General features: G+C 71.1%; 12 protein-coding genes. 4 read left to right on the plus strand and 8 right to left on the minus strand.

The window, feature by feature from the left end; translation table 11 throughout:
- The 6 genes from ACTWQC_RS13725 to ACTWQC_RS13750 form a co-directional block, all read right to left on the minus strand.
- Positions 1–4519, minus strand: a 4519-nt coding sequence (locus ACTWQC_RS13725; RefSeq protein ID WP_443315930.1) for an amino acid adenylation domain-containing protein, incomplete at its 3' end; no start/stop codon positions are given.
- On the minus strand, positions 4516–14310 hold the full coding sequence (locus tag ACTWQC_RS13730; RefSeq protein ID WP_443315931.1) for an amino acid adenylation domain-containing protein: 9795 nt from the start codon (positions 14308–14310) through the stop codon (positions 4516–4518). The genes ACTWQC_RS13725 and ACTWQC_RS13730, both read right to left, overlap by 4 nt.
- Positions 14311–14421: 111 nt before the next feature.
- Positions 14422–14694 (minus strand): acyl carrier protein, encoded by a 273-nt coding sequence (locus ACTWQC_RS13735; RefSeq protein ID WP_443315932.1) that lies wholly within the window; start codon positions 14692–14694, stop codon positions 14422–14424.
- Between the two features lie 58 nt (positions 14695–14752).
- Complete coding sequence (locus tag ACTWQC_RS13740) at positions 14753–15640, minus strand: hypothetical protein (RefSeq protein ID WP_443315933.1); 888 nt, start codon at positions 15638–15640, stop codon at positions 14753–14755.
- Positions 15637–17394: an acyl-CoA dehydrogenase family protein gene (locus ACTWQC_RS13745; RefSeq protein WP_443315934.1), complete on the minus strand. Its 1758-nt coding sequence runs from the start codon at positions 17392–17394 to the stop codon at positions 15637–15639. Before ACTWQC_RS13745 ends, ACTWQC_RS13740 begins: the two co-directional genes overlap by 4 nt.
- Positions 17391–19169 carry a fatty acyl-AMP ligase gene (locus tag ACTWQC_RS13750; protein ID WP_443315935.1) on the minus strand — a complete coding sequence of 593 codons (1779 nt, stop codon included), beginning with the start codon at positions 19167–19169 and terminating at the stop codon, positions 17391–17393. Before ACTWQC_RS13750 ends, ACTWQC_RS13745 begins: the two co-directional genes overlap by 4 nt.
- Positions 19170–19524: 355 nt before the next feature.
- Between ACTWQC_RS13750 and ACTWQC_RS13755 the strand changes: the two genes are divergently transcribed.
- The 4 genes from ACTWQC_RS13755 (at position 19525) to ACTWQC_RS13770 (ending at position 23128) form a co-directional block, all read left to right on the plus strand.
- Entirely contained in the window at positions 19525–19962 is a 438-nt protein-coding gene (locus ACTWQC_RS13755; protein WP_443315936.1) for a cobalamin B12-binding domain-containing protein, read from the plus strand.
- Between the two features lie 23 nt (positions 19963–19985).
- Positions 19986–21224, plus strand: coding sequence for a methylaspartate mutase (locus ACTWQC_RS13760; RefSeq protein WP_443316070.1), 1239 nt, complete (start codon positions 19986–19988; stop codon positions 21222–21224).
- Positions 21221–22060 carry an ABC transporter permease gene (locus ACTWQC_RS13765; protein ID WP_443315937.1) on the plus strand — a complete coding sequence of 280 codons (840 nt, stop codon included), beginning with the start codon at positions 21221–21223 and terminating at the stop codon, positions 22058–22060. Before ACTWQC_RS13760 ends, ACTWQC_RS13765 begins: the two co-directional genes overlap by 4 nt.
- A 78-nt stretch (positions 22061–22138) precedes the next feature.
- Entirely contained in the window at positions 22139–23128 is a 990-nt protein-coding gene (locus ACTWQC_RS13770; RefSeq protein ID WP_443315938.1) for a TauD/TfdA family dioxygenase, read from the plus strand.
- Between the two features lie 98 nt (positions 23129–23226).
- Here the strand turns inward: ACTWQC_RS13770 and ACTWQC_RS13775 are convergent, their stop codons facing one another.
- Together ACTWQC_RS13775 and ACTWQC_RS13780 are read right to left on the minus strand one after the other, a co-directional pair.
- Positions 23227–24030 carry a 2OG-Fe(II)-dependent halogenase WelO5 family protein gene (locus ACTWQC_RS13775; RefSeq protein ID WP_443315939.1) on the minus strand — a complete coding sequence of 268 codons (804 nt, stop codon included), beginning with the start codon at positions 24028–24030 and terminating at the stop codon, positions 23227–23229.
- Positions 24031–24076: 46 nt separating this feature from the next.
- Complete coding sequence (locus ACTWQC_RS13780) at positions 24077–24991, minus strand: GHMP family kinase ATP-binding protein (RefSeq protein WP_443315940.1); 915 nt, start codon at positions 24989–24991, stop codon at positions 24077–24079.
- Positions 24992–25015: the final 24 nt, after the last annotated feature.

The raw sequence follows: 25015 nt of genomic DNA on the forward strand, positions 1-25015 counted from the left end.
CACCAGCCACCCACACATCCACCCCACCGACCCGCACCAACGGATCAGCCACCACACACTCCAACACCCGCACCAACCGCGCCACCAAAGCCACGGCCGTACCCCGATCGAACAAATCCGTGCTGAACTGCATGGCTCCGCTCAGCCCGCCCGGAGTGCCCGTGGAGCTGTGGGACCCGGAGAAGGAGAAGGCGAGGTCGAACTTCACCCGGTTCGTCTCTGCGGGCTCGTTCCGCACCGTCAGTCCGGGGAGCTTCGCGATCTCGTCGAGGGCGCCCTCGAGCCCGGCGTTGTTGAGGTTGAGCAGCACCTGGAAGAGGGGGTGCCGGGACAGCGACCGCTCCGGGTTGACCACCTCGACCAGCCGCTCGAACGGCAGATCCTGATGCGCATACGCGGCGAGATCCACATCCCGCACCCGCGCGATCAGCTCCAGGAACGTCGGGTCGCCGGAAGTGTCCGTCCGCAGCACGAGCGTGTTGACGAAGAACCCGATCAGGTCGTCCAGCGCGTCATCCGTACGCCCGGCGATCGGCGTGCCGAGGGGAATGTCCGTCCCCGCACCCATCCGCGTCAGCAACGCAGCCAGGGCCGCCTGCAACACCATGAAGAGGCTGGACTGGGACGTACGGGCCAGCTCGACAAGCCGCCCATGCAGTTCGGGGGCGAGCTCGAAGGTGACCAGATCGCCTTGGTGGGAGGCGATCGCCGGGCGCGGACGGTCGGTGGGAAGCTCCAGCTCCTCCGGCAGGTCCGCCAGGGCGTCCTTCCAGTAGGCGAGTTGCCGTGCGATCTCGCTGTCGGCGCGTTCCTCGTCACCGAACATCTCGCGCTGCCAGATGCTGTAGTCCGCGTACTGGACCGGCAGCGGCGACCACGACGGCACCCGACCAGCCGTACGCGCCGCGTACGCCGCGACCAGGTCCCGGGCCAGCGGCGTTCGCGACCAGGCGTCGCTCGCTACGTGGTGCGTCAGGAGCAGCAGGACGTGTTCGGTCCGACCGAGTTCGAACAGCCAGGCGCGCAGGGGCGGTTCGTAGGTGAGGTCGAAGCGGTGCTGCACCGCACGGTCGATCTCCTCCTCAAGGTGCTCCTGGTCGCTCGCCACGACGGTCAGCTCCGGTGCGGCTCGCGAGGCGTCCAGCACGATCTGGTACGGGCCCTCGGCGTCCTCCGCGAACACCGTCCGCAGACTCTCGTGCCGCGCCACCACATCCGCGATCGCCCGCTCCATCGCCACGCGGTCGAGAGAGCCGGAAAGGCGCAGGGCCACCGGCGAGTTGTAGGCCGCGCTGGGGCCTTCGAAGCGGTTGAGGAACCAGAGTCGCTGCTGACCGAAGGAGACGGGAAGCCGTTCGGGGCGGGGCACCACGGCGGTAACACGCGTGCGCGCGGCCGGGCTGCCGGTGTCGAGCGCGGCGGACAGACCGGCGACCGTGGGAGTTTCGAAGAGCTGCCGGATGAGCATCTCGGCGCCCAGCGCGGACCGGATGCGGCTCACCAGGCGGGTCGCCAGCAGCGAATGACCGCCGAGCGCAAAGAAGTCGTCGTCGATACCCACGGTCGGTACGCCCAGGACCTCGGCGAACAGATCGCACAAGATCTCCTCACGCGGCGAGCGCGGGGTACGGCCGGCCGCCTCCGGACCGAAGTCCGGGGCCGGCAGGGCCCGCCGGTCCAGCTTGCCGTTGGGCGTCAGCGGGAACGCGTCCACCGTCACGAACGCCGACGGCACCATGTACTCCGGCAGCTGGGCGGCCGCGTGCTCCCGTACGGACTCGGCGGCCGGCGCGGAGGCGCCCGCCACCACGTAGGCGACGAGCCGCTTGTCCCCGGGCAGGTCCTCGCGCACGACCACAGCGGCCTGCACCACCTGCGGATGCGACGCGAGCACGGACTCGATCTCGCCCAGCTCGATACGGAAGCCGCGCAACTTGATCTGGCCGTCACCGCGGCCCACGAACTCCAGCTGCCCGTCCTCGTTCCAGCGGAGCACGTCGCCCGTGCGGTACATGCGGGAGCCGGGCGGACCGTAGGGGTTGGCGACGAAGCGCCCGGCGGTCAGGGAAGCCCGGTTCCAGTAGCCGCGGGCCAGGCCGGTGCCTGCGATGTATGCCTCGCCCGGGACTCCGACCGGGACGGGGCGCAGCCCGCTGTCGAGGACGTACACCTGGGTGTTCCAGAACGGGCGGCCCACGGGCACCGGGCCGGTGGGGGACGGTGCGCCGGCTTCGATGCGGTACTGCACGCTGTTGACCGTCGCCTCGGTGGCTCCGTACACGTTGAGAACGTCCGCGCCGGGGTGGCGGGCGCGCCACCGGTCGATGACCTCACCGAGCAGCAGTTCGCCGCCGAGCATGATGAGTTCCGTCGGCGACGTCTCGTCCGGCAGCGCCTCCAGGAGCGCGAGGGCGCTGGGGGTGCCCTTGAGGAAGGTGGGCGTGGGGCCTTCGGCAGCGCGCTCGTCCAGCTCCGCGATGTGGACGAGGCCGCCGGAGACGAGGGTGGTGTAGAGGGCGGTGACGGTGAGGTCGAAGGAGATCGGGGAGTGCAGGAGCGATGTGCCCGTCATCGCCGGGTACGCCTCACGTGCCCACTGCAGATACGCCCCGAGCGAGCGGTGCTCGATCACCACGCCCTTGGGGCGGCCCGTGGAGCCTGAGGTGTAGATGACATACGCCGGGTGCGCGGGCAGCAGCGGACCGTTGCGGTCGGCGTCGGTCGGACCTTCCGCGGGCAGCGCTGCCGACTCCTCCGCCGTTCCCGGGTCGTCGAGGAGCAGGTGGGGCGTGGAGGTGTCCGGCAGCGCGCCGGCCAGCTCCCGGTTGCTGATGATCAGCGTCGGGTCGGTGTCGCCGAGCATGAACGCGATGCGCTCGGCCGGATAGTCGGGGTCGATCGGCAGATAGGCGGCACCGGCCTTGAGGACGCCGAGGAGGCCGACGGCCAGGTCTGCGGTGCGCGGCAGGGCGATGCCGACGAACTGCTCGGGGGCCACACCGCGCTGGATCAGCAGCTGCGCCAACCGGCTGGACCTGGCGTCGAGTTCGGCATACGAGAGCGTGCTGCGCGCGTCGCGGACCGCGGCGGCGTGCGGCGTACGGGCGGCCTGGGCGTGGAACAGATCGAGGACCGAGGCGTGCGGCACCTCGCGCGCGGTGTCGTTCCACTGCTCGAGCACGCGTGCGCGCTCGTCGTCGGCGAGGACGTCGAGGCGGCCGACGGGCTGTGCCGGGTCGGCGATCAGGGCGCGCAGGACGCGTACGAACCGGTCGAGGATGCGCTCGGCGGTGGCCTGGTCGAAGAGGTCCGGCCGGTAGTTGAGCCGGAAGAGCATGGTGTCCCGCGCGGAGGCGATCAGCAGGAGCGGGTAGTGGGTGGCCTCGCGGTTCTTGCCGGGGGCCACGGTGATGCCCGCGCCAAGGCCCTGACCGCTGGTGACGCCTTCGTCCACCGGGTAGTTCTGGAACACCATCGAGGTGTCGAAGAGCTCCCTGTGCCCGGCCTCGCGCTGGATCTCGGCCAGACTCAGATGCTGGTGCTGGGTGAGGCGGGCCTGCTCGTCCTGGACGCGCGCCAGCAGCCCGAGGAGCGGTTCGGCCGGGTGCAGCCGCACCCGGGTGGGAACGGTGTTGATGAACAGACCGACCATGCCCTCGACACCGTCGATCTCCGGGGGCCGGCCGGAGACCGTGGTGCCGAAGACGATGTCGTCGCGGCCGGTGTGGCGGCCGAGGGCGATGGCCCAGGCCGACTGGACGACGGTGCTGAGGGTGAGGCCGTTGCTGCGGGCGAGGCCGGAGAGCGCGGCGGTGTCCCCGTCGGAGAAGGCCGCCTCGACCTCCGCACCCGCGACGGCGGCGCGACCCGCGTCAGGGGCGACGAGGGCGGGCTCGGCCAGGTCGGCGAACGCCTCGCGCCAGGCGGCGCGCGCGGCATCCTTGTCCTGGTCCGCGAGCCACCGCAGGTAGTCGCGGTACGGGCGGGCCCGGGGCAGGCCCGAGGCGTCGCCCTTCGCCTCGTACAGCGTGAACAGCTCGCCCATGAGGACCGGCAGCGACCATCCGTCCAGCAGGAGATGGTGATTGGTGAAGACGAGCCGGTGCAGGGTGCCGGAGATCCGTATGAGGGTGAAGCGCATCAGCGGAGGCTTGCTGACGTCGAAGCGGCGGGACCGGTCCGCGGCGAGTACCGCGGCCGCGGCGGCGGAGCGTTCGTTCTCGGGGAGCGCCGACACGTCGGTCTCGGTCCAGGGCAGCTCCGCGTCGCGCATCACCAGCTGCGCCCAGTCCCCGTTCTTGCGCTGGCGGAACGTCGCGCGCAGGTTGGCGTGGCGGCCGAGAAGGGTTTCGGCCGCCGTGCGCAGGGCGGCGGCGTCGAGGTCTCCTTCGATGTCGAAGGACACCTGGACCACGTACGGGTCGAGCCCTCCCTCGTCGTAGGCGCTGTGGAAGAGCAAGCCCTCCTGGAGGGGGGCCAGCGGCAGGATGTCCTCGATCTTGCGCGGGTTACGACTCACTTCTCCGCCTCTTCCTCAGTGCCCAGCTCTTCTTCGAACTCATCGATTTCGTCCTGCGTGATCGAGGACAGCGTTAGGTCGGAGGGTGTGAGCCCTCCCGCGTCGGGGCGTTCGGCGTGCGCGACCAGCGCCTCGATCGCCGTGAACCACAGCTCGGCCAGCTCACGGACCGCGGATGCGTCGAGGAGTTCCCCTGCCCAGGTCCACAGGGCGGTCAGCTCGGGTCCCCGTGGCCCGTCGTCGGTGCGGGCGTTGAGTTCCAGGGCGTGCGCCAGCGGCATACCCGAGGGGTCTCCCGCCACGGCCTCGATGTCCGCGACCGGGACCCAGTCGGCGCTGTGGCCGCTGCCGCTGCCGGTCGTGGTGGTGGTGAAACGGCCCAGGTAGTTGAAGCCGACCTGCGGTTCGGCGAGGCCCTCGAAGTCATTGGCGGTCGCGGGGTTGAGGTAGCGGGCCAGGCCGTACCCCATCCCCTTGTCGGGCACCGCGCGCAGCTGCTCCTTCACGCGCTTGAGCACCTGCCCCACGGCCGGGCCGCCCGCCCAGGCCTCGTCGGCGTCGAAGGTGCCGCCGTCCAGCCGGACGGGGTAGAGGCTGGTGAACCAGCCGACCGTGCGGGACAGGTCGGCGCCTGGCACCAGGATTTCTTCGCGGCCGTGCCCCTCCAGGTGGAGCAGCAGCCCGCGGCCGCTTCCCCGGTGCCACGTGGCCCAGGCGAGCACGAGCGCCGTCAACAGCACGTCGTTGACCTCGGCGTTGAACACCGACGGCACCGTCGTCAGCACCGGCTCCGTCACCGCGACCGGCAGCCGCAGCGTGAGGTGCCCGGCGGTCCCGTACGTATCCCTCTCCGCATCCAGCGCCCGGCCGCCCAGCGGCGGGGACGCACCACGCAGCACATCCCGCCACCACGCCGCCTCCGCGGCCCGCACCGGCGTCACCGCCTCCTCCACCAGGCGCTCCGCCCAGCGGCGCAGCGACGTACCCACCGGCTGCAACCGCACTCGGCGACCGGCCGCCACCTCCCGGTAGGCCTCCGCCACATCCGGCACCAACACCCGCCACGACACCCCGTCCACCACCGCGTGGTGCACCAGAAGCAGCAGCAGCCCAGGCGTCTCGGGCCCCCGGTCGAACCACACGATCTGCAGGAGGGAACCCGCGGCCGGATCCAGCCGGCCCCGTGCGGCCTCGCCGTGGGTGTGGACGAGCGACTCCAACGCGGCTTCGTCCAGGCCGGCCGCGTCCACCCGCAGCACACAGGACTCGGCGCACACGGCCCCCGGTGCGCGCACCTCGAAGTGGCCGATGGGGTCGGTGTCCAGGCGGGCGCGCAAGGCGTCGTGGTGGTCGAGGACGGCTTGTACGGCCTGCGTCAGGGTGCCCAGGGCCAGGTCGGCGGGGGCCTGGAGCACGACCGACATATTGAACTCATTGACCGCGCTGGGGCGTTCGGCCAGCCAGTGCATGATCGGCAGAAGCGGGACGGCGCCCAGGCCGGCCCCCGGTTCCTCGGCCTGCGGCCGCTGCGCCTCGGTGACGACCTCGGCCAGGGCCGCCACCGTGCGCCGCTCGAAGATGTCCCGTACGGACAGCTCCAGTCCGGCCCGCCGGGCCCGGCTCACCAGCTGGATCGACATGATGCTGTCGCCGCCCAGGTCGAAGAACCCGTCATCGACACCGACTTCCGACAGCCCCAGCACCTCCGCGAACAGGGAGCACAGCGTCTTCTCCCGCTCCGAGCCCGGCCCGCGCCCCGAGCGCTCGCCGCCGTACTGCGGAGCAGGCAGCGCACCCCGGTCCAGCTTCCCGTTCGCCGTCAACGGCAGCTCGTCGAGGAAGACCACGGCCGACGGCACCATGTACTCCGGCAGGCGCTGCCGGAGGTGGGCGCGGAGCGCCTGGCGGACGCTCTCGCCGGCTCCGCCGTGCCCTGCGGTGTCCTCCGGCACCACGTAGGCGACCAGCCGTTTCCTGCCCTGGCCGTCCTCGCGCGTGATCACGGCGGTCGTCGTCACGTCGGGGTGCTCGCCCAGGACGGCCTCGACCTCTCCCGGCTCGACCCGGAAGCCGCCGATCTTCACCTGGTGGTCGACGCGGCCGAGGAATTCCAGTTCGCCGGACCGGCTCCAACGGGCCACGTCGCCCGTCCGGTACATGCGGCTTCCGGCCGGGCCGAAGGGGCAGGCGACAAAGCGCTCGGCGGTGCGGTCCGGCCGGTTGATGTAGCCGCGGGCGAGCTGCGCACCGGTGATGTAGAGCTCCCCGCGGACGCCGGGCGGCACCGGTCGCAGCGCCGCATCCAGCACATACACCTTCTGGTTCCACGATGGCTGGCCGATGGACGCGGACGGCGGCCATTCGTCGACGTCATCCGGGAGTGTGGACGTCGTCGCATCCGGCGCCTCGGCAGGGCCGTAGATGTTGTGCGCCATCCGCCGCCAGTTGCCGGCGCAGAACTCCCGGAGCTCGTCGCTCAGCCGGAACTGCTCGCCGCCCTGAAAAATGTCCGTCAGCGATGTCAGCGTCTCGCTCCGGTCCGCGGCCGCCGACAGAACGGCGTCGATCACCAGGGTCGGGGCGAACAGCTCGTTGACGCCGTAGCGGTTGATCCACGCGGCCAGCTCGTAGGGGTCGTGCCGCACCTGCTCCTGGGGGATGACCAGGGTCTTGCCCATGGTCAGCGCCTGCAGGATCTCCTGAACCGCGAAGTCGAAGGCGAGCGCGAGGAATTGTGCCGTACGGGTGCCGACGCCGCCCGAGTACGTCCCGGCGTGCCAGACCATGAGGTTGACCAGGCCGCTCATCGGCATGGCGATGCCCTTGGGGGTGCCGGTGGAGCCCGAGGTGTAGACGACGTAGGCGGGGTTGCGCAGGTCGAGCGGGCGCAGCCGCTCGGCGTCGGTCAGATTCGCTCCGTCGGCCTCGTCGAGCGCGGCCAGGATGTCCCGGTCGTCGAGGACGACCCGCCTCTGCCTCGCTTCGCCCAGGCACGCAGAGGTGGCGGTGTCGGTGATGACGGCGGCGGGCGCGCAGTCGTCGAGGACGGCGCGCAGCCGCTGTTCGGGGGCGCCGGTGTCGAGTGTGAGGTAGGCGGCTCCGGTCTTCAGCACGGCGACCAGCGCGACGACCAACTGCGGCGAGCGGGGCAGCGCGATGGCGACGACCTGCTCGCTGCCGATGCCCTCGGCCACCAGGAGCCGGGCCAGTTCGTTGGCCCGGGTGTTGAGTTCGCCGTAGTCGAGGGTGGCACCGTCGGCGATCAGTGCGGTCGCCTCGGGCACCTGCGCGACCTGCTGCTCGATCATCAGCGGTACCGGGACCGCCGGGATGTCGTGTGCGGTGTCGTTCCACTCCTCGAGTACGCGGAGGCGTTCAGCCGGGGCCATCAGCTCGATGTCCCCGATCGGCCCGTCCGGTTCCGCGGCGGCTTCCTCGAGGACCCGCAGCAGCTTGGCGGCCAGGGACTGCGCCGTGTCCCGGTCGAACAGATCGGTGCTGTACTCCACGGCGGCGTGCAGCCCCGTGGGCTCGCCCTGGGGGCCGTACGTCTCGTCGAAGAAGAACGACAGGTCGAACTTGGACCGGCCGACCTCCGGGGCCTCGGCCTGCACCACGAGTCCGGGAAGCCGCAGCTCCTCGCGGGCTTCCTGATTGTTGTCGAACCCGAGGAGCACCTGGAACAGCGGGTGCCGGGCCAGCGAGCGGACCGGGCTGAGCACCTCGACGAGCCGCTCGAAGGGCACGTCCTGATGCGCGTACGCGGCGAGATTCGTCTCCCGGACCCGCCCGACAAGGTCCCGGAAGGCCGGGTTGCCGGACGTGTCGGTGCGCAGGACGAGCGTGTTGACGAAGAACCCGACCAGGTCCTCCACCGCGTCGTCGGTACGGCCCGCGACCGGGCTGCCGATCGGGACGTCGGTGCCCGCACCCAAGCGGGTCAGCAGCGATCCCAGCGCGGCCTGCACGACCATGAACAGGCTCGACTGGGTTTCGCGCGCCAGGTCGGACAGCGCACGGTGCAGCCGCGAGGACACCTCGAACTCGACGCGGTCGCCCCGGTAGCTCTGCTGGGCGGGCCGCACCCGGTCCGTGGGCAGCTCGAGCTCCTCCGGAATGCCCCTCAGGGCCTCGCGCCAGTAGGCGAGCTGCCGTGAGATCTCGCTGTCCGGATCGTCCTCCGAGCCGAGCAGCTCCCGCTGCCACAGGCTGTAGTCGGCGTACTGCACCGGCAGCGCCTCCCACGACGGCGCGGCACCGGCCGTGCGCGCCGTGTACGCGACCGACAGGTCCCGGGCCAGCGGCCCCATCGACCAGCCGTCACCCGCGATGTGGTGCAGCACCAGCAGCAGGACATGGCGGCGCTCCGATGTGGTGAAGAGCCAGGCCCTGAAGGGGAGTTCGGTCGTCAGGTCGAACTCGTACGCGGCGCAGCGCAGCACCTCCTCCTCAACCCCCTCGGGCGAGGTGTGCATCACCGTGAGGCCGGGGCGCGCCTGCCCCGGCGAGAGGATCACCTGGTGCGAACCCTCGGGAGCCGCCGTCACTCCCGCCCCGTCGGCGAAGAGCGTGCGCAGGCTCTCGTGCCGCTCGACGACGTCCGCCAGAGCCTGCCGCATGGCCTGCGCATCGAGGTCCCCGGTGAGCCGCAGCGCCACCGGGATGTTGTACGTGGCGCTGGGCCCCTCCAAGTGCTTGAGGAACCAGAGACGTTGCTGGGCGTACGACAGGGGGATGCGCGGCGGGCGGGGAAGTGCCGTCAGCGCGGTCCGTGCCCCGGTCGCCTCGTCGAGGGCCGCGTTCAGTCCGGCCACCGTCGGAGCCTCGAACAGCTTGCGGATGGACAGCTCTACGCCCAGCACCGAGCGGATGCGGCTCAGCAGCCGTACGGCGGACAGCGAGTGGCCGCCGCGGTCGAAGAAACCGTCGTCGATTCCGACCCCCGGCACGCCGAGCACCTCGGCGAAGAGGGAGCACAGGATCTGCTCGCGCGGGCCGCGCGGGCCACGGGTGCGTGGCTGCCTGGGGGTCGATGCATCGCCCGCGGGGCCGTCCACAAGGACGAGTTCGCCGTCGCCGGTCCAGCGCGCCACGGCGTCCGTGCGGTACATGTGCGCCCCGCCGCCGTCGAAGGGGCAGGGCAGCCACCGGTCCGTGTCGCCCGTCGGGGCTGTGTCGAAGCCCGCGGTGTACAGCCGCCCGGCGACGCCCGGAGGCAGTGGCCGCAGCGCTTCGTCCAGGACGTAGACGTGGGTGCCGCGCGCCGCGTCGTGCGGCTCGAGCCGGGACAGGGCCGGGCCGGTGCCCGCGCGGGTGGCGTCGCTCCACTGCTCCAGAAGCACCGTCCGCTCGGCGGGCTCCAGCACGTCGACGCCGGAGACGCGCCCGTCCGGCGCTTCGGCTATGGCCGTCAGCACCCGCAGGAAGCGGCGCGCGAGCGCGTGTGCCGCGGCCGGGCCGAAGAGGTCGGCGCTGTACTCCAGTTCGGCGTGGATGCCCGCGTGCCGGCCGGCGTCGTCATAGCGCTCGGTGAGCTCGAAGTTGAGGTCGAACTTGGTGTCCTCGACCGGCACCGGCTCCAGGGCCACGTCCAGGCCCGGGAAGTGGACGACCTCGGCGACGGTCGCCCGCGGGTCGGTGTTGTGCAGGGTCAGGCAGACCTGGAAGAGCGGGTGCCTGGACAGCGAACGCTGGGGATTGACCACCTCGACAAGCCGCTCGAAGGGCAGGTCCTGGTGTTCGTACGCCGCGAGCGACGCCTCACGCACACGGGAGATCAGCTCGGTGAAGGTGGGATCGCCGGAGGTGTCGGCGCGCAGCACCAAGGTGTTGGCGAAGAAGCCGACCAGCTCTTCCACGGCGTCGTCGGTGCGGCCCGCGACCGGGGTGCCGAGGGGGATGTCCGAGCCCGCCCCCAGGCGGGTGAGCAGGGACGCCAGCGCCGCCTGCACCACCATGAACAGGCTCGCGTGGCCGGCCTGCGACAGGGCGCCCAGGCGGCCGTGGAGCTCGGCCCGGATCTCGAAGGCGACCCGTCCGCCGCGCTGGGACACCGCGTCGGTGCGCGGCCTGTCGGTGGGCAGCGGAAGCTCTTGGGGCATCCCCTCCACGGCCTGCTTCCAGTAGGCGAGTTGGCGGGCGATCTCGCTGTCCGCGTCGTCCTCGGTGCCCAGAATCTCGCGCTGCCACAGGCTGTAGTCGGCGTACTGCACCGGCAGCGCCTCCCACGACGGCGCCGCACCGGCCGTACGTGCTGTGTAGGCGGCCGACAGGTCCCGGACCAGCGGGCGCATCGACCAGCCGTCACCGGCGATGTGGTGCAGGAGCAGCATCAGGACGTGCTCCCGCTCACTCAGGGCGAACAGCCAGGCCCGCAGCGGAGGTTCGGTGGCGAGGTCGAAGGCGTGCCGGGCAGCCGCGGCCAGCTGGTCGCGCAGTTCGCTCTCCGTCACCTCGTGGACGGGCAGTTCGACCCGGGCCGCTTCCGGTTCCAGGACGACCTGGTGAAAGCCGTCCGCGTCCTCGGCGAAGACGGTGCGCAGGCTCTCGTGCCGCGCCACCACGTCCGACAGGGCCTGCCGCAGGGCCTCCACGTCGAGGTTCCCGGTGAGCCGCAGCGTGCCCGGGGCGTTGTAGGCGGTGCTGTCCTCCTCCAGCAGGTCCAGGAAGCGCAGCCGCTGCTGTGCGTACGACAGCGGGATGCGGTCGGGGCGGGGCAGGGCTGTCACGGCGGGCCGGGCGGCGCCCGTTCCGTCGAGTGCCGGGGCGAGCGCGGCCACCGTGGGGGTCTGGAAGATCCGGGCGACGGTGATCTCGGCTCCGAGTACCGAGCGGACGCGGCTGACCAGCTTCGTGGCGAGCAGCGAGTGGCCGCCCAGGTCGAAGAAGCCGTCGTCGATGCTCACGGACGGCAGCCCCAGCACGTCGGCGAAGAGGCCGCACAGGATCTCCTCGCGCAGCGACCTCGGCGCGCGACCGGCCGTCTTCGGGCCGTACTCCGGGGCGGGGAGGGCTCGCCGGTCCAGTTTGCCGTTCGGCGTCCAGGGGAGCTCGTCCAGGGCGACGACCGCCGACGGCACCATGTACGGGGGCAGTTGCCTGCTTGCGTACCGGATGAGCGCGGCGGTGTCCGCCGCGCCGCCCGCGGGGACCACGTAGGCCACCAGGCGCTGGTCGCCGGGGCGGTCCTCGCGTACGACGACCGCGCACCGGGCGACAGCCTCGTGGGCCGCCAGCACCGCCTCGATCTCGCCGGGCTCGATGCGGTGGCCGCGCACCTTGACTTGGTCGTCGGCCCGGCCCAGATACTCGAGGTTGCCGTCGGCCCGCCACCGGGCCACGTCGCCGGTGCGGTACATGCGGCCGCCCGCCGGGCCATGAGGGTCGGCGAGGAAGCGCTCGCCGGTCAGCGCCGCGCGCCCCAGGTACCCGCGGGCCAGGCCGGTGCCGGCGATGTAGAGGTCGCCCGCGACGCCCACGGGCGCGGGGGACAGGACCGCGTCCAGCACGTACAGGCGGTTGCCAGGCAGCGGGCGGCCGATCGGGACCGGGCCGGAGGGGGTCGCGTCTCCCGGTTCCAGTACGAAGTCGGCGCAGTTGACGGTGGCCTCGGTCGGGCCGTAGTCGTTGAAGACCGAGGCGTGCGGGTGACGCTCGCGCCACGCTGCCAGCGCCTCGCCGAGCAGTTGCTCTCCGCCCAGCACCAGCGTCCCGGACGGTGAGGCGGCATCGCCCGGACCCTCCAGCAGGGCCAGGTGGCTCGGTGTCGCCTTCACGAACGTCGGTGGCTCCTCGTCCGAGGTGGGCACCGTTCCCGGACCCAGATCGGCGATCTTCACGCGGCCGCCACTGACCAGCGGCACGTACAGGACGGTCACCGTCAGGTCGAAGGACACCGGCGAGTGCAGCAGGCCGGTGCCGGCCGCGTCCGGGTACCGGTCGCGGCAGGTCTCGAGGAACTCGCCGAGCGAGGCGTGCTCGATCACCACGCCCTTGGGGCGGCCGGTCGATCCGGACGTGTAGATCACATAGGCCGGGTGGGAGAGCTCCAGCGGCGCGATGCGGTCCGCGTCGGTGACCGGAGCATCCGAGAGGCCCGCGGCTTCCGCGAGAACGGACGCGTCGTCGACCATCACGACCGGATCCGCGTCTTTGAGGATGTACGCGATGCGCTCGGCCGGGTAGTCCGGGTCCACCGGCACGTAGGCACCACCGGCCTTGACCACCGCCAGCAGGGCGACCATCAGCTCCGGCGACCGCGGCAGCAGCACACCCACACGCGTCTCCGGGCCGATGCCGCGCATGATCAGCCAGCGGGCCAGCCGGTTGGCTCGCGCGTCCAGCTCCGCGTAGGTCAGGGTCGTGCCCCCGTGCTCGACCGCGATGGCGTCCGGGGTACGCATCACCTGCTCGGCGAACAGTCCGGGCAGGGAGGTGCCGCGCACCACGGGCGCGGTCCGGTTCCACTGGTCCAGGATCCGGGTGCGCTCGTCGCGGTCCAGCACCTCCATCGCGCCGATCCGCACGCGGGGATCGGCGACGACGGCCTCCAGCACCCGCAGGAACCGGGCCTGGTGGGCCGTCAGTTCGGCTTCGCTGTAGAGCGCGGGATCCGCGTCGAACTCCACGCGGACACCCGCCCGTGCCGCGGCCGTACCATAGAAGTTGATCTTCAAGTCGTTGACCGGTCCGGTGGACAGGGGGTGCAGGACCGACGGGCACGGACCGAAGGCGGGCTCGTTCTCGAAACCCATCACGTTGACGGTCGGGCCCAGGTGGGCGTCCGCTCCGGACAGCCCCAGCTCCTGAAAGAGCTCCTCGCCACGGAACCGCTGGTGTTTGAGGACCTCGGCCAGTTGCTCCGCCACCTGTTCGGCCAGCTCGCTGAAGAGCATGCGCGCGCGCACCAGGACGCGGATCGGCAGCACGTTGACCATGGCGCCCGGCGTCGCCAGGGAGGTACGGCCCATCCGGCCCGCCAGCGGCAGGGACAGCGTGAAGTCCTCGCGTCCCGTCATGCGGTGGAAGAACGCGGCGGTACCGGCGATGGCGAGCACCGGCCACTGCACCTGGAGCCGTTCGGCCGCGGCCGCGAGCCCGCGTGCCTGCCGCTCGGGCAGCGTCACCATCCGGCGCAGCCCGCTGACGGCCATGCCGGCCCTGCGCCCTGCCAGACCGACCGGCTCGGGCAGGTCGGCCAGCTCGCCGAGCCAGTGGGCCCGGTCCCGCTCGTGGCGGCGCGACGCGGGATAGGAGGCCTCCTCGGCCGCCGGCTTGTCCAGGCTCGCGAACGGCGAGGCGGCGGGGGGTTCCCCGGCCGCCAGAGCGGTGTAGACCTGGGCGACGCGGGCGGCGTAGACGGAGTGACCGAAGCCGTCGAGGACCGCGTGGTGGTAGCGGTGGAAGAAGAAGTGCCGGTCAGCGGCGAGGACGATCAGGGTCTGGCTGCTCAGCGGCCCGCGCACCAGATCCAGCGGCTCGGCCATGCCCTCACGCATCCACTGCGCCGCCGCGGCCTCGGGGTCGTCCTCGCCGCTCAGGTCGAGGACCGCAAGCGGCCCGCTTTCGGGAGCCCCGACGATCTGCCACAGCTCCTCTCCCTCCGCCATGAAACGGGAGCGCAGTGCCTCGGACTCCCCTGCGACCTGCCGTACCGCCCGGACCAGCAGGTCAGCGTCGAGAGGCCCCGTGATCTCGTAGTAGCCGCCGCAGTTGTAGAAGGGGCTGTCCGGCTCCAGTTGCTGCGCGACCCAGATGCCGAGCTGGGCGGCGGTGACGGGTCGGCGGACCATAGGGGCATGCGACATGGAGGAGCGGTCCTCTCACTGTTTCTCGGAAAGCCAAGCGGTGAAGGGCGAAGGGGTGCTGGGCGGCGGAGCGCGGGGGCGCACGGGCGGCAGCGGTCAGCCTCGGCCGACCAGCTCCTCGACGAGGGCCTCGCTCAGGCCGTCGATGGTGGGGTTGTCCCACATCAACGTCGGGTCCAGGGAGATGTCCAGGTAGTCCTCGAGCTCAGCGGCGATCGCGAGCACATACACCGAGTCGAGGCCGTAGTCGGCCAGTGACACGTCCGTGGCGATCTCCTGGACCGGCCGGCCCAGGTGGGAGGCGACGCATTCGGCCAGCCAGCGGCGCAGGGTGTCAGCCGTGTGCCTGCCGGCAGATGCGTTGGACATACGGGGTCTCCTTGGTGAGCGAGGCGGGGGGTGGACGGGAGCGGCTGGGGGGACACCCCTAGGGACGGTCGGGGACACGGTGGCCGGCGAGGCCGAAGGAGCGGCCGCTGTCGTACCGCTCGAGCAGCTCGTCGAACAGCTGCCGCTCGACGGACTCCGGCGCGCGTGCCTGCCGCCCGCCTTCCCGGCGCAGTCGGCCCGGTGCCGCGGCGAGCCAGGCCGGTTCGCACAGCTCCGCGAGGTACGGGGCCGACAGGACTTCGGCGACGCAGCCGGGCTCCGGCCCGGCGAGCGGGGCGGCGCTGCCGAAGAGCCACCACTGGCTTTCCCGCAGCAGCAGCTGGAAGACGGCGGTCTCCCCCACCCTGATGTAGAAGCGGGAGCCGAGCACGATCGACAGCCGGTCCATGGCGTCCTGCACCATGCGCGGCACGACGTCCCGTACGGCGTGCCGGTGCGCACCCCTCCGGGACGGCAGCACGTCGATGCCCCGGGCAGCGGCCGTGGTCAGGCTGTCGCACAGCAGCAGGTCCGCGAAGACCCCGGCCAGGACCGCTCGCAGATACGGGATGTCGATGGCGGCCCTGCCGTACAGGCGGCGCGCGAGGAGGTGGCGCAGGGTGATGCGCAGGCCCGAGTCAAGGGCGCCGGTGGTCGCCCCGACGCGCACGGCCTCCGCGTACGGGCCCGCGGGAGCCCGGCCGTGGGCCAGCGCCGGCGCTCTGCGGAAGACCGCGCGCATCGCCTCCAGCAGCTCCTGAGAGCTCGGCTGCCCGGCTGTGAGACCGCAGGTGTCGAGGAGTTCGCCCCCCGCGCGGAAGGACTCGCCGCGTTCGTCCGCGGCGAGGATCGCGTGGAATCCGTACGGGTTGGCCGGGTCGTACGGGTCCCCGAGGAGCCGCTCCAGCGTGGCCGCCCCGGGCCGGGGCACGGCGTGTCCGGTCATGAGGCCTCTGCTCCCAGGTAGTTCAGCAGCGAGAACGGTGTGTCGGACGGGCATGCGGCCAGGGAGTCCGCGAGACGGCCGTAGATCTCGTATCCGGACGGGCCTGTCTCGGCGCCCAGCTCGGTGAGGGCCTTGACGAGGGTGCCGCGCAGCCAGGTGTCGTCGGCCGGGCGTGTACGGGACGCGCCACGCAGCCACAGATGGAGTCCTGAAGCAGCCGCGAAGCACACCTCGAAGCGCTCCGCCAGCTCGAAGGCCGCGGGCGGCACGGCACGGGGCATCACCGTCATGTCGGCCATCTCGTCGTGGAGCTCGTCGGCGACATCGGCCAACCGGCCCGCCAAGTCCGCGAGTTCGGCCGAGGCCCGCCCCTGGGCGGCCAGCTCGCGGATCCCGGCGACCGTCTCGGGGAGGCTCGCGACCACGGACGCACCCCCGCTGGACACCAAGGTCAGGTCGGCCGGGCGCAGGGGGCTGACGGGCTCGTGGACCGTTGCCGCCTCGGCCAGTCCCGCGGCGTCCCAGCTGCCCTTGCGGTAGGCGCGGGTCAGCCGGGGGAACTGGTCGATCAGGGCATTGCGGTTGACCAGGCTGCTGCCGTCGAAGATGCCGATGATGCGGTGGTCCCGCTCCACCTTGGCGAATGCCCCGTCGGCATGGTGCTCGGCGAGCAGCCCGTACGGGCCGAACGCCCGGGCCAGCCGTGTGATCAGCTCGTCCACCTGGGCCGGGACACGGGCCTTGGCGACCGCGGAGATCACGCTCATCTCACGGGTGAGCCCGTGGACGCCGCGCACCGCCACGACGCTCAGTGCCTCGGCCAGCAGCAGCCCCGCGACCGCCTCCCCCAACTCCCGGCGCGCGTAGGGCTGTTCCAGCAGCGGACGGCCCTCGTCTTCGGCGCGTACGCAGAGCTGGGCAGCGAGCCGCAGGGCGTGGTCGGCCGCCCCCAGCGACATGGACACGCACACGGTGCGCGTCAGATGCAGGGCCTTGAGGATGATCTCGACGCCCTGGCCCTCCCCGCCGATGAGCGCGTCGGCCGGAACACAGGCGCCGTGGAAGGCGATCCCGCTGATGTCCGCGCCCCGGATGCCATACGTGGGGACCTTGGGCAGGCACGTGAAGCTATCGGGGTCCAACTGCGCCTTGTCGACCAGGAAGAGGCTGAATCCGCGGGGTCCGCCCGCCGGGTCAGTGCGGGCCAGCACGGTGACCAGGTCGGCCCGCGTGACGTTGTTGATCAGCCACTTCTCGCCGGTCAGCAGCCATCCGCCGGGGCCTTCATCCGCGCCTGCGCGCTCCGCCGTGACCTCACCGGCCAACAGGTCGCTGCCGTGATGGCGTTCACTGAGCGCACATGAGACGACGGCGCCGTGTGCGACGCGCTCGCCCAGCCACGCCGCCCGGTCCGGCTCTCCCGCGATCCACGTCGGAACCGCTCCGAGGTAGGTCTTGCCGTGGGCGACCGCGGTGGTGAGGTCGATACGGGAGACGGCGCGGAGCATCCCCGCCAGCACACCGAAATCGTCGAACCGCCCGCCGTGCTCGGCCGGTACGTAATAGCCGGGCAGGCCGAAGTCGTCCAGGACGCGGCAGGCCGCGGCCGGGAACAGCTCCGAACGGTCCAGCCGCTCCACCTCCTGGGCGCAGAACGGCTCGTCGGGGCCGGACAGTTCGTTCAGCACGGCCGTGAGCCCTGCGACGGGCCGCTCCTCGCCCTCCCGGTCTATGCGGGGGAAGCCGGCCGTCATGCGTGGTCCTCCGCAACCGCGGCGGGGTCCCGCAGCATCCGCTCCTCGTACTCCGCGAAGACCGGCTTCAGCTCGCCCCCGCGGAACAACTCCCGCATGGCCGAGCGCTGCACCTTCCCGCTGGTGGTGCGCTGCACGCCGCCGGGGCGCAGCAGCAGCACCGCACCGACGGGCGCGCCGAATTCGCGGGCCACGGTCAGCCGCAGGTCCGCGGTCAGCTCCCGCAGGCGGTCCGGGTCCTTCAGGCCGCGGACCTCCTGCGTGACGACGAGCACCTCCTGGCCGTCCTCCGCGCCTTCGGCGGGCACGGTGAAACACGCCCCGACGAGATTCCCCAGCACGGGGTGCTGAGCGCGCAGTTCGTGCTCGATGTCCTGTGGATAGAGGTTGCGGCCGCGCAGAATCAGGGTGTCCTTGATCCGCCCGGTGACGTAGAGGTCGCCTTCGTACAGGACCCCGAGGTCGCCGGTGCGCAGATACCCGCTGTCACCATCGGCCGTGGCCGCCCGGAACTCGGCGGCGTTGGTCTCCTCGCGCCGCCAGTAGCCCTGCCCGACCGCCCTGCCCCGAACCCATATCTCGCCCACCCGGCCCTCGGGCAGCACCTCGCGCGTGCGGGGGTCGACGATGCGGACCACCGCGCCCTGCGGCGTGCCGCAGCTGACCACCTCCCGGCCGGGCACGCCTTCTGGTGCCGGCCGGAACTCGTTCCGCTCGAGTGCCGCCGCGTCCACCCGCCGCACCAGCGGCGGCAGGGTCGCCGACGCGGAGATGATGAGGGTGGTCTCCGCCATTCCGTAAGCGGGGACAAGCGCGTCGCCGCGCAGCCCGGCAGGGGCGAAGCGCTTGGCGAAGCGCTCCAGGACGTGGGAACGCACGGGCTCGGCGCCGTCGGCGGCTTGCAACCAGCGGGACAGGTCGAGCTGTTCGATCTGCGTGTCCGTGACGCGCCGGCTGCACAGGTCGTACGCGAAGTCGGGGGCCGCGGAGAAGACGATGCCGAACCGGTCGATCATCCGCAGCCACAGGTGCGGCCGCTTGAGGAAGGTGACCGGGTTCATCAGGACGGTGGCGGAACCGAGGAGCAGCGGGGGGATGATGTGCCCCATCAGGCCCATGTCATGGAAGTGCGGGGCCCAGCCACCGCAGGGGGTACCGGAGTCGAGGCGGAAGGCCTGGGCCATGTTCTGGCCGTTGAACAGCAGGTTGCCATGGGTGATCATGACGCCCTTCGGGTCGCCCGTCGACCCGGAGGTGTACTGGAGAACAGCCAGCGTGGAGTGGTCGGCCGGCGCCATCGTCCAGCCGTCCGCTCCGCCGCTGCCCAGGGCGTCGGTCGCCAGCCGGGGCGTGCGGCGCAGCTCCCCCTCGGCGGCCCAGTCCTCGACATCGGCGAGCGTGGCGGTGTCGGTGAGGATCGCCGACACCCCGGCGTCGTCGGCGATGCGCCTGACCCGGTGCCGCTCATGGCGGTAGCGCCCGGGCAGGGACGAGGGGACGGCTACGGCCCCGGCGTAGAGGCAGCCGAAGAACGCGGCGACGAATTCGAGTCCGGCCGGATACAGCAGCAGGACGCGGTCACCCGGGGCGATCCGCCGACGCAGCCACACGGCTATGCTCCGGGCCCGCTCGTCGAGCCCGGCATACGTCAGCCAGCGCACACCGTCTTCCTGGTCCGGGTCGGTCACAAAGGCCGCGGCACCTTGATCTGCCAGCTGTTCGGCATGCTGTCTGAGCCTCGCCGTGACGCTGGGAGCGGTGACCAGTGCCGCCATATTCGAAGCCCTGCCCTTCGTGTCCACGAATTATCGCCACCAATACTTTGCGGCACCTCGACTCGGCGCCGCCGTGACTTTCTACAGTCGGCGTCGGATATCCGGAAGGCCCCTGGCAGCAAACTGCACCCGACAGGCCGACTCCCCGTCACAAGGGGCCGGAATCACCCGGAACGGCGCCCGGCCGATGGCAGAACAGACCAGTTCCGGCCACCCGTGACCGGCGTCGCGGTCGTATCCGCGCAGTAAAGTCGAGGTGACGCCAATTCCCTTGCAACTTCCCACCACCGGGCGGTCCCGGCGTCGAGAAAAGGCGTACCCACCGGTGACCGCTTCTCGACGATGGGTCAGGCTCATGAATTCCACGCACGCATCAGGAGATCTCTCCGTTCTGGTGACGGGGACCTCCTCGGATGCACACACCTGGAATCTCGTTTTCCTGCAATTGATGCTCGAGGAAATGGGCCACACGGTGACCAACCTCGGGCCCTGCAGCCCCGATGAGCTGGTGGTGCGCGAGTGCCTCGACCGCCGTCCCGGTCTCGTCGTCGTCAGCAGTGTCAACGGCCACGGATTCAACGACGGACTGCACCTGATCAAGGCGCTCCGCGCCCGGCCCGAGCTGGCCCGCACCAAGGTCGTCATCGGCGGCAAGCTGAGCACCGACGGCCTGCGCAACGTCGGCTGTGCACGGCAGTTGACGTCCGAGGGGTACGACGCGGTCTTCGAGAACGGGGAGTTGGGCCGCTTCCGCGCCCTGGTCTCCGGACTCGGCGCCCGAGCGGTGTCGTGACCCGGGTCTCCTTGGGGGACTTCGTGGCGCGTGCTCACCGGCGCGGGGCACTCGTCGTGCAACCGAGGATGGGGTTCAGCGACCCGAACCTGATGCGTGAGGGGCTGGCCGCCACCAAGGCGGCCGACGCGACCACCCTGGGCACGCTGACCCTGGACAGCTACACGCGGGTACGCGACCTGGACGCCGCCCGCCGGGCCGTGACCGATGGCATCCCCCTCAACGGCTACCCGATCAGCACACACCCCCGCGCGACGTCCCAGTCCGTCCTGGCAGGCATCCGGGACGACACCTTCCCCGTCCAGGTCAGGCACGGGTCGGCCAGGCCGGAGCACATCTTCCGCTCGCTGATCTCGCTGGGCCTGGACGCGTCCGAGGGAGGCCCGGTCTCCTATTGCCTGCCCTACAGCCGCACCCGCTTGCGCGATGCCGTACGCAGCTGGCGCACCAGCTGCGCCATGCTGGCCCGGCTCCAGGACACCGGAGCCGCGCCCCACCTGGAGAGCTTCGGCGGCTGCATGCTGGGACAGCTGTGCCCGCCCAGCCTGTTGGTGGCGATCAGCGTGCTGGAAGGCGTCTTCTTCGCCCAGCAGGGGCTGCGCAGCGTCTCCCTGAGCTATGCGCAGCAGATCCACCCGGCGCAGGACCGTGAGGCCATAGCCGCGCTGCGCCGACTGGCATCCGAACTGCTGCCCGGCGTGGAATGGCACGTCGTCCTCTACGCCTACATGGGCGTGTATCCGCGCTCGCACGGCGGAGCGCTGAGCCTGCTGTCCGCGGCCGCACGGCTGGCCGTCACGTCCGGGGCCGCCCGGCTGATCGTCAAGACCGCCGCCGAGGCACACCGCATCCCCACCATCGCCGACAATGTCGAGGCCCTGGAGACCGCGGCCGCCGCATCCAGGGAGGCCGCATCGCCGGAGTCGCAGTCCCTCGAGAACGGGGCGGCCGACTCCGAGGTCTACGCCGAGGCGCGCGCGCTCACGCACGCGGTGCTGAATCTGCACGACGACCTCGGCCACGCGCTGCAGATCGCGTTCGAACGAGGCCTCCTCGACGTCCCGTTCTGCCTGCACCCCGACAACGCGGGACGCACCAGAAGCTGCATCGACGACACCGGGCGCCTGCAGTGGTCCGACACCGGCTCGCTGCCGTTCGGCTCCCCGGCATCCTCTCGGCAGCGGCGGCGGCTGTCGTCTGCGGACCTGCTCGAAGCGCTGTCCCACGTCCAGCGGGCCTACGACTCCCAAGGAACTCCATGACCAGTCCTTCACCACCGACGGCCGGTACCGCCGCCGCGGACATCTCCTGGCGCGGAGCCGCCCCGGTCGCCCAACTCCTCATCCTCACCGGGCGTTCCGTACGCGCCCAATTGACCAACCGCAAGGCGGCGGCGCTCAGCATGCTCCAGCCGGTGTTCATGCTGCTGCTCCTGAGTCAGGTCTTCGGCAGCATCGTCGACCGCGACCACTTGCCACACGACATCGCCTACATCGACTATCTGCTGCCCGCCGTCCTGGTCACCACAGGCATCGGCCCGTCCGTAGCCTCCGGTATCGGCCTGGTGAACGACATGGACAACGGTGCCGTCGCACGGCTGCGCACGCTGCCGATCCACGCCCCGCTGCTGCTGTTCGCCCGCAGCCTCGCCGACCTCCTCCGCGTCACCGTCCAGTTGCTGATCCTCCTGGTCTGCGGTGTGCTCTTCTTCGGCGCCGACCCCGCGGGCGGCGCGCTCGGACTGACCGCAGCCCTGCTGCTGACCTGCGTGGTCGTATGGGCCATGGCCTGGATCTTCCTGGCTCTCGGCGCCTGGCTGCGCAGCGCAGAAGCGATGCAGAACATGGGCTTCCTCGTGACCTTTCCCCTGATGTTCGCTTCCAGCGCGTTCGTGCCCAAGGAGCGGCTGCCCGAGTGGCTGCAGATCCTCGCGACGGTGAACCCGCTGACGTACGCGATGGAGGCGAGCCGAAGTCTCGCCCTGGACCTGCCGGTGGGCGGCCAGGTGTGGGCCGCGCTCGGCTCGAGTCTGCTGGTCGCCGCCGTCGGCGCCACCTGCGCCGTACGCGCCTTCCAGCGTCCCTCCCCCGGCAGCTGAACCACGCATCCGTATGCGCGGCCGCCGGACTCGTGGGCCGGCCGCCCGCACACCACCCCGAGAGTCTGGAGAAGACGCATGTCGACACGTCCCGCCAGTTCCATCGCGCTCATGGAGGCCGCAGCGGCCTCGGCGGCAGAGGCCGTGGGCTGGATCGCAGAGCGTCGGGAAGCGATACGGGCACAGGTCGCCGAGCACGGCGCCGTGCTCATCCGCGGCCTGCCTCTGACCGCTCGGGGCACGGCGGCCGAGGCGATCCGCGGAGTCGTCGACCGGGGCATGGCCGAGCACGAGGGCTTCGCACCGCGCGAGGTCTACGAGGGCCACGGGGAAGGAATCCACTCCTCTTCGCAGTGGCCGCCGGACCAGCCGATGTGCATGCACAACGAGCTCAGTTACACCAGGCACTTCCCCGGCCTGATGCTCTTCGCCTGCCTCACCCCGCCGACACGGGGCGGGATCACCGCGATCGCCGACACACGCGCCGTGCTCCGGGACCTCCCGGGGGGCCTCGTTGAGCGCTTCGAGTCGACCGGCTGGCGCCTGACACGCAACTACAACCCGCTCGTCGGTGTGCCCTGGTCCCAGGCGTTCGGAACCAGCAATCGCGCGGCCGTCGAGCGCTACTGCGAGCAGAACGCGATCGCCTTCGAGTGGGACGCGGAGGGCGGACTGCGTACGAGCCAGTCGCGTGCCGCGGTCGTTCACCACCCGCGCACCGGCGAGCGCTGCTGGTTCAACCAGATCGCGTTCCTGAACGAGTGGACGATGGCCCCGGACGTGCGGGAGTTTCTCACCCTCGAATTCGGGCCCGAGGGTCTGCCCTTCAACACGTACTACGGGGACGGCACCCCGCTCGACAAATCCACTGTCGACTTGATCAACGAGGTGTACGAGGCGCACACGCTCCGGGAGCCGTGGCAGCGCGGCGACCTGATGGTGGTCGACAACACCCGCATGGCGCACAGCCGGGAGCCCTACCAGGGCGACCGCGAGATCGTGGTCGGACTCGGCGATCCCGTCCGTCTCGACGATTGCCACCCCACGGTGCCCGCCACGGCGTGCTGATGATTCCGGTCCGTGACCGGAGAGCGGCCGGGCCCCGCGGTGTGCGGGGCCCGGCCGCTTTCCTGGTCACAGCGCATGATCACGGCGCCGAGAGCCGGTCACGACCATACGAGCAGTGCCCCACTCAGGGTGAAACCCATGAAGAAGGACAGCGTGATCCTGCGCGCCCCGTACGACTTCGCGACCTGATGGAAGTTCCGGCAGTCGAAGAACACCCCCTCGCCGCCGCCCGCCCGCACCGTCACGGACGGAACGCGCGAGACGACGCCGGGCTCCCAGCCGTACCCGTCCTTCCTCACGTCGTCGTCAGGCACCCACCGGTGCTTCCACACCGTGAGCTCCCCACCGGAATCGGGCACGGTGATATGACAGTTGAAGGCGAGCTGGACTATGGGCTCCTCGTCCAGCCGACCGGGGAACTCCCGTGCCACCTCATCGAAATGGATTTTGGACCCAGTCGGGAACTCCCGCAGGATCCCCACGTACAGCGGTCGTCCGTCGATGGTGGCGGGCCGGATCGGAATTCCCAGCTCCCGATCGAGCCTCGCCAGGACCGCTCTCGTCGGGTCCGCGTCACCGAAGTTCGCCCGCCATGCCTTCCGGGCGTGCTCGGCTCGCGCCCAGTACTCCTCGTGCAGCCGGCCGTTGACGTAGTAGTCGAAGACGGCGGGCCCGAATTTCATGATCGGGGGATCGAGCCTCTCCTCGTCATACGGTTCGAACGAGGGTGCGTGCACCCTCTCCACCAATTCCGGGAGGTCGTCCGCCAGCAGTCCGGGCCATCTGACGGCCCCGCTGGTACCGGCCGCCAGTTGCTGCAGAGCGCGCCGCGCGCCCGCGTCCTCCACGCTTGATGCGGCGAACGTCGGGTCGTCGATGACGGGTTCCGACAGTGTCGTCATGAGCGTTCTCCTCTCCCTGTCTGTCCAGGTGGGTGGCCGGAACCGGCTAGCCGAAGCTCAGGGTCCGGTACATCGTCACGTTTCCCGCCAGCTGCTCGCACGCCTGCGCCGCGTCGGCCAGCCGGCCTGCGTACGCCGGGAACGAGGTGTCCAGGAGGATCCCGAGGGTCGTACCGCTGTGCCCGACGACCACGCCGAGCCCTCCCACATCCGCGCAAATGCCGATCATCGGTTCCAGCAGCTGTTTGTGGCGCAGGACTTGATTCATCACCGCGCTCCGCGTAGCGATCTCCCCCACCGCGGCGAGGTCCCGGCGCGCCACGGCATCCGTCAGCCGCTCCAGCAGCCGCGCGTACTCTCGCTTGTCATCCGCGGTGAAGGGCTTGGGGATGCGGTTGAAGTCGACGGTGTCCACCGCGCCGCCCTCGTCGACGCTCACCACGGCCATCGACGGCAGCGATCCCAGCCTCGAGCGAAGACGCACGCTGCGGTGGTGGAACGCGACGATCGACGGGTACAGCACACCGTCGGTGGGCTCGATCCTGGCGAGATAGGACTCGATGCGCTGTGGTGGCATGCGCTCGTCGAGGGCGTTGCCGACAGCACGCGCCGTGGCGACCAGATCCGCCGAGGAAGAGGCCAGCCCCTTGCCCTCCGGCAGCATGCTGTCGATAGTCAGCAGGCCCCCGGTCGGCTCCCGGACCTCGTCCATGATCATCGACATGAGGTGCAGGGCCTTCTTCTTCTGTGGCGGCCACACCTCCAGGGTGCGGGTCCCCGGGTCCGCCTGGAACTTGGCCATCGTCCAGCGGGCGACAGGAAGCGTCACCAGGAAGTCGCCGTCCTCCTCGGGCAGCACCCCCTGCAGCAGCTCGCCGAACGTGCCGAAGGCCGCGCTCACCCCGGTCGCTCCTGCCCGGCGCCGTGCCCGGTGGAGAGAGAGTTCCTCCGTCACGGTCATTCCGGCCCTCATCACTTCGTCACC

This window comes from Streptomyces sp. 8N616 (assembly GCF_052246385.1).
Taxonomy (GTDB): domain Bacteria; phylum Actinomycetota; class Actinomycetes; order Streptomycetales; family Streptomycetaceae; genus Streptomyces.

Excerpts from the sequence above, each read along its gene's own strand:
- ACTWQC_RS13730 (WP_443315931.1), bottom strand. The coding sequence starts at position 14,310 with ATGGTCCGCCGACCCGTCACCGCCGCCCAGCTCGGCATCTGGGTCGCG.
- ACTWQC_RS13735 (WP_443315932.1), bottom strand. The coding sequence starts at position 14,694 with ATGTCCAACGCATCTGCCGGCAGGCACACGGCTGACACCCTGCGCCGC.
- ACTWQC_RS13740 (WP_443315933.1), bottom strand. The coding sequence starts at position 15,640 with ATGACCGGACACGCCGTGCCCCGGCCCGGGGCGGCCACGCTGGAGCGG.
- ACTWQC_RS13745 (WP_443315934.1), bottom strand. The coding sequence starts at position 17,394 with ATGACGGCCGGCTTCCCCCGCATAGACCGGGAGGGCGAGGAGCGGCCC.
- ACTWQC_RS13750 (WP_443315935.1), bottom strand. The coding sequence starts at position 19,169 with ATGGCGGCACTGGTCACCGCTCCCAGCGTCACGGCGAGGCTCAGACAG.
- ACTWQC_RS13755 (WP_443315936.1), top strand. The coding sequence starts at position 19,525 with ATGAATTCCACGCACGCATCAGGAGATCTCTCCGTTCTGGTGACGGGG.
- ACTWQC_RS13765 (WP_443315937.1), top strand. The coding sequence starts at position 21,221 with ATGACCAGTCCTTCACCACCGACGGCCGGTACCGCCGCCGCGGACATC.
- ACTWQC_RS13770 (WP_443315938.1), top strand. The coding sequence starts at position 22,139 with ATGTCGACACGTCCCGCCAGTTCCATCGCGCTCATGGAGGCCGCAGCG.
- ACTWQC_RS13775 (WP_443315939.1), bottom strand. The coding sequence starts at position 24,030 with ATGACGACACTGTCGGAACCCGTCATCGACGACCCGACGTTCGCCGCA.
- ACTWQC_RS13780 (WP_443315940.1), bottom strand. The coding sequence starts at position 24,991 with ATGACCGTGACGGAGGAACTCTCTCTCCACCGGGCACGGCGCCGGGCA.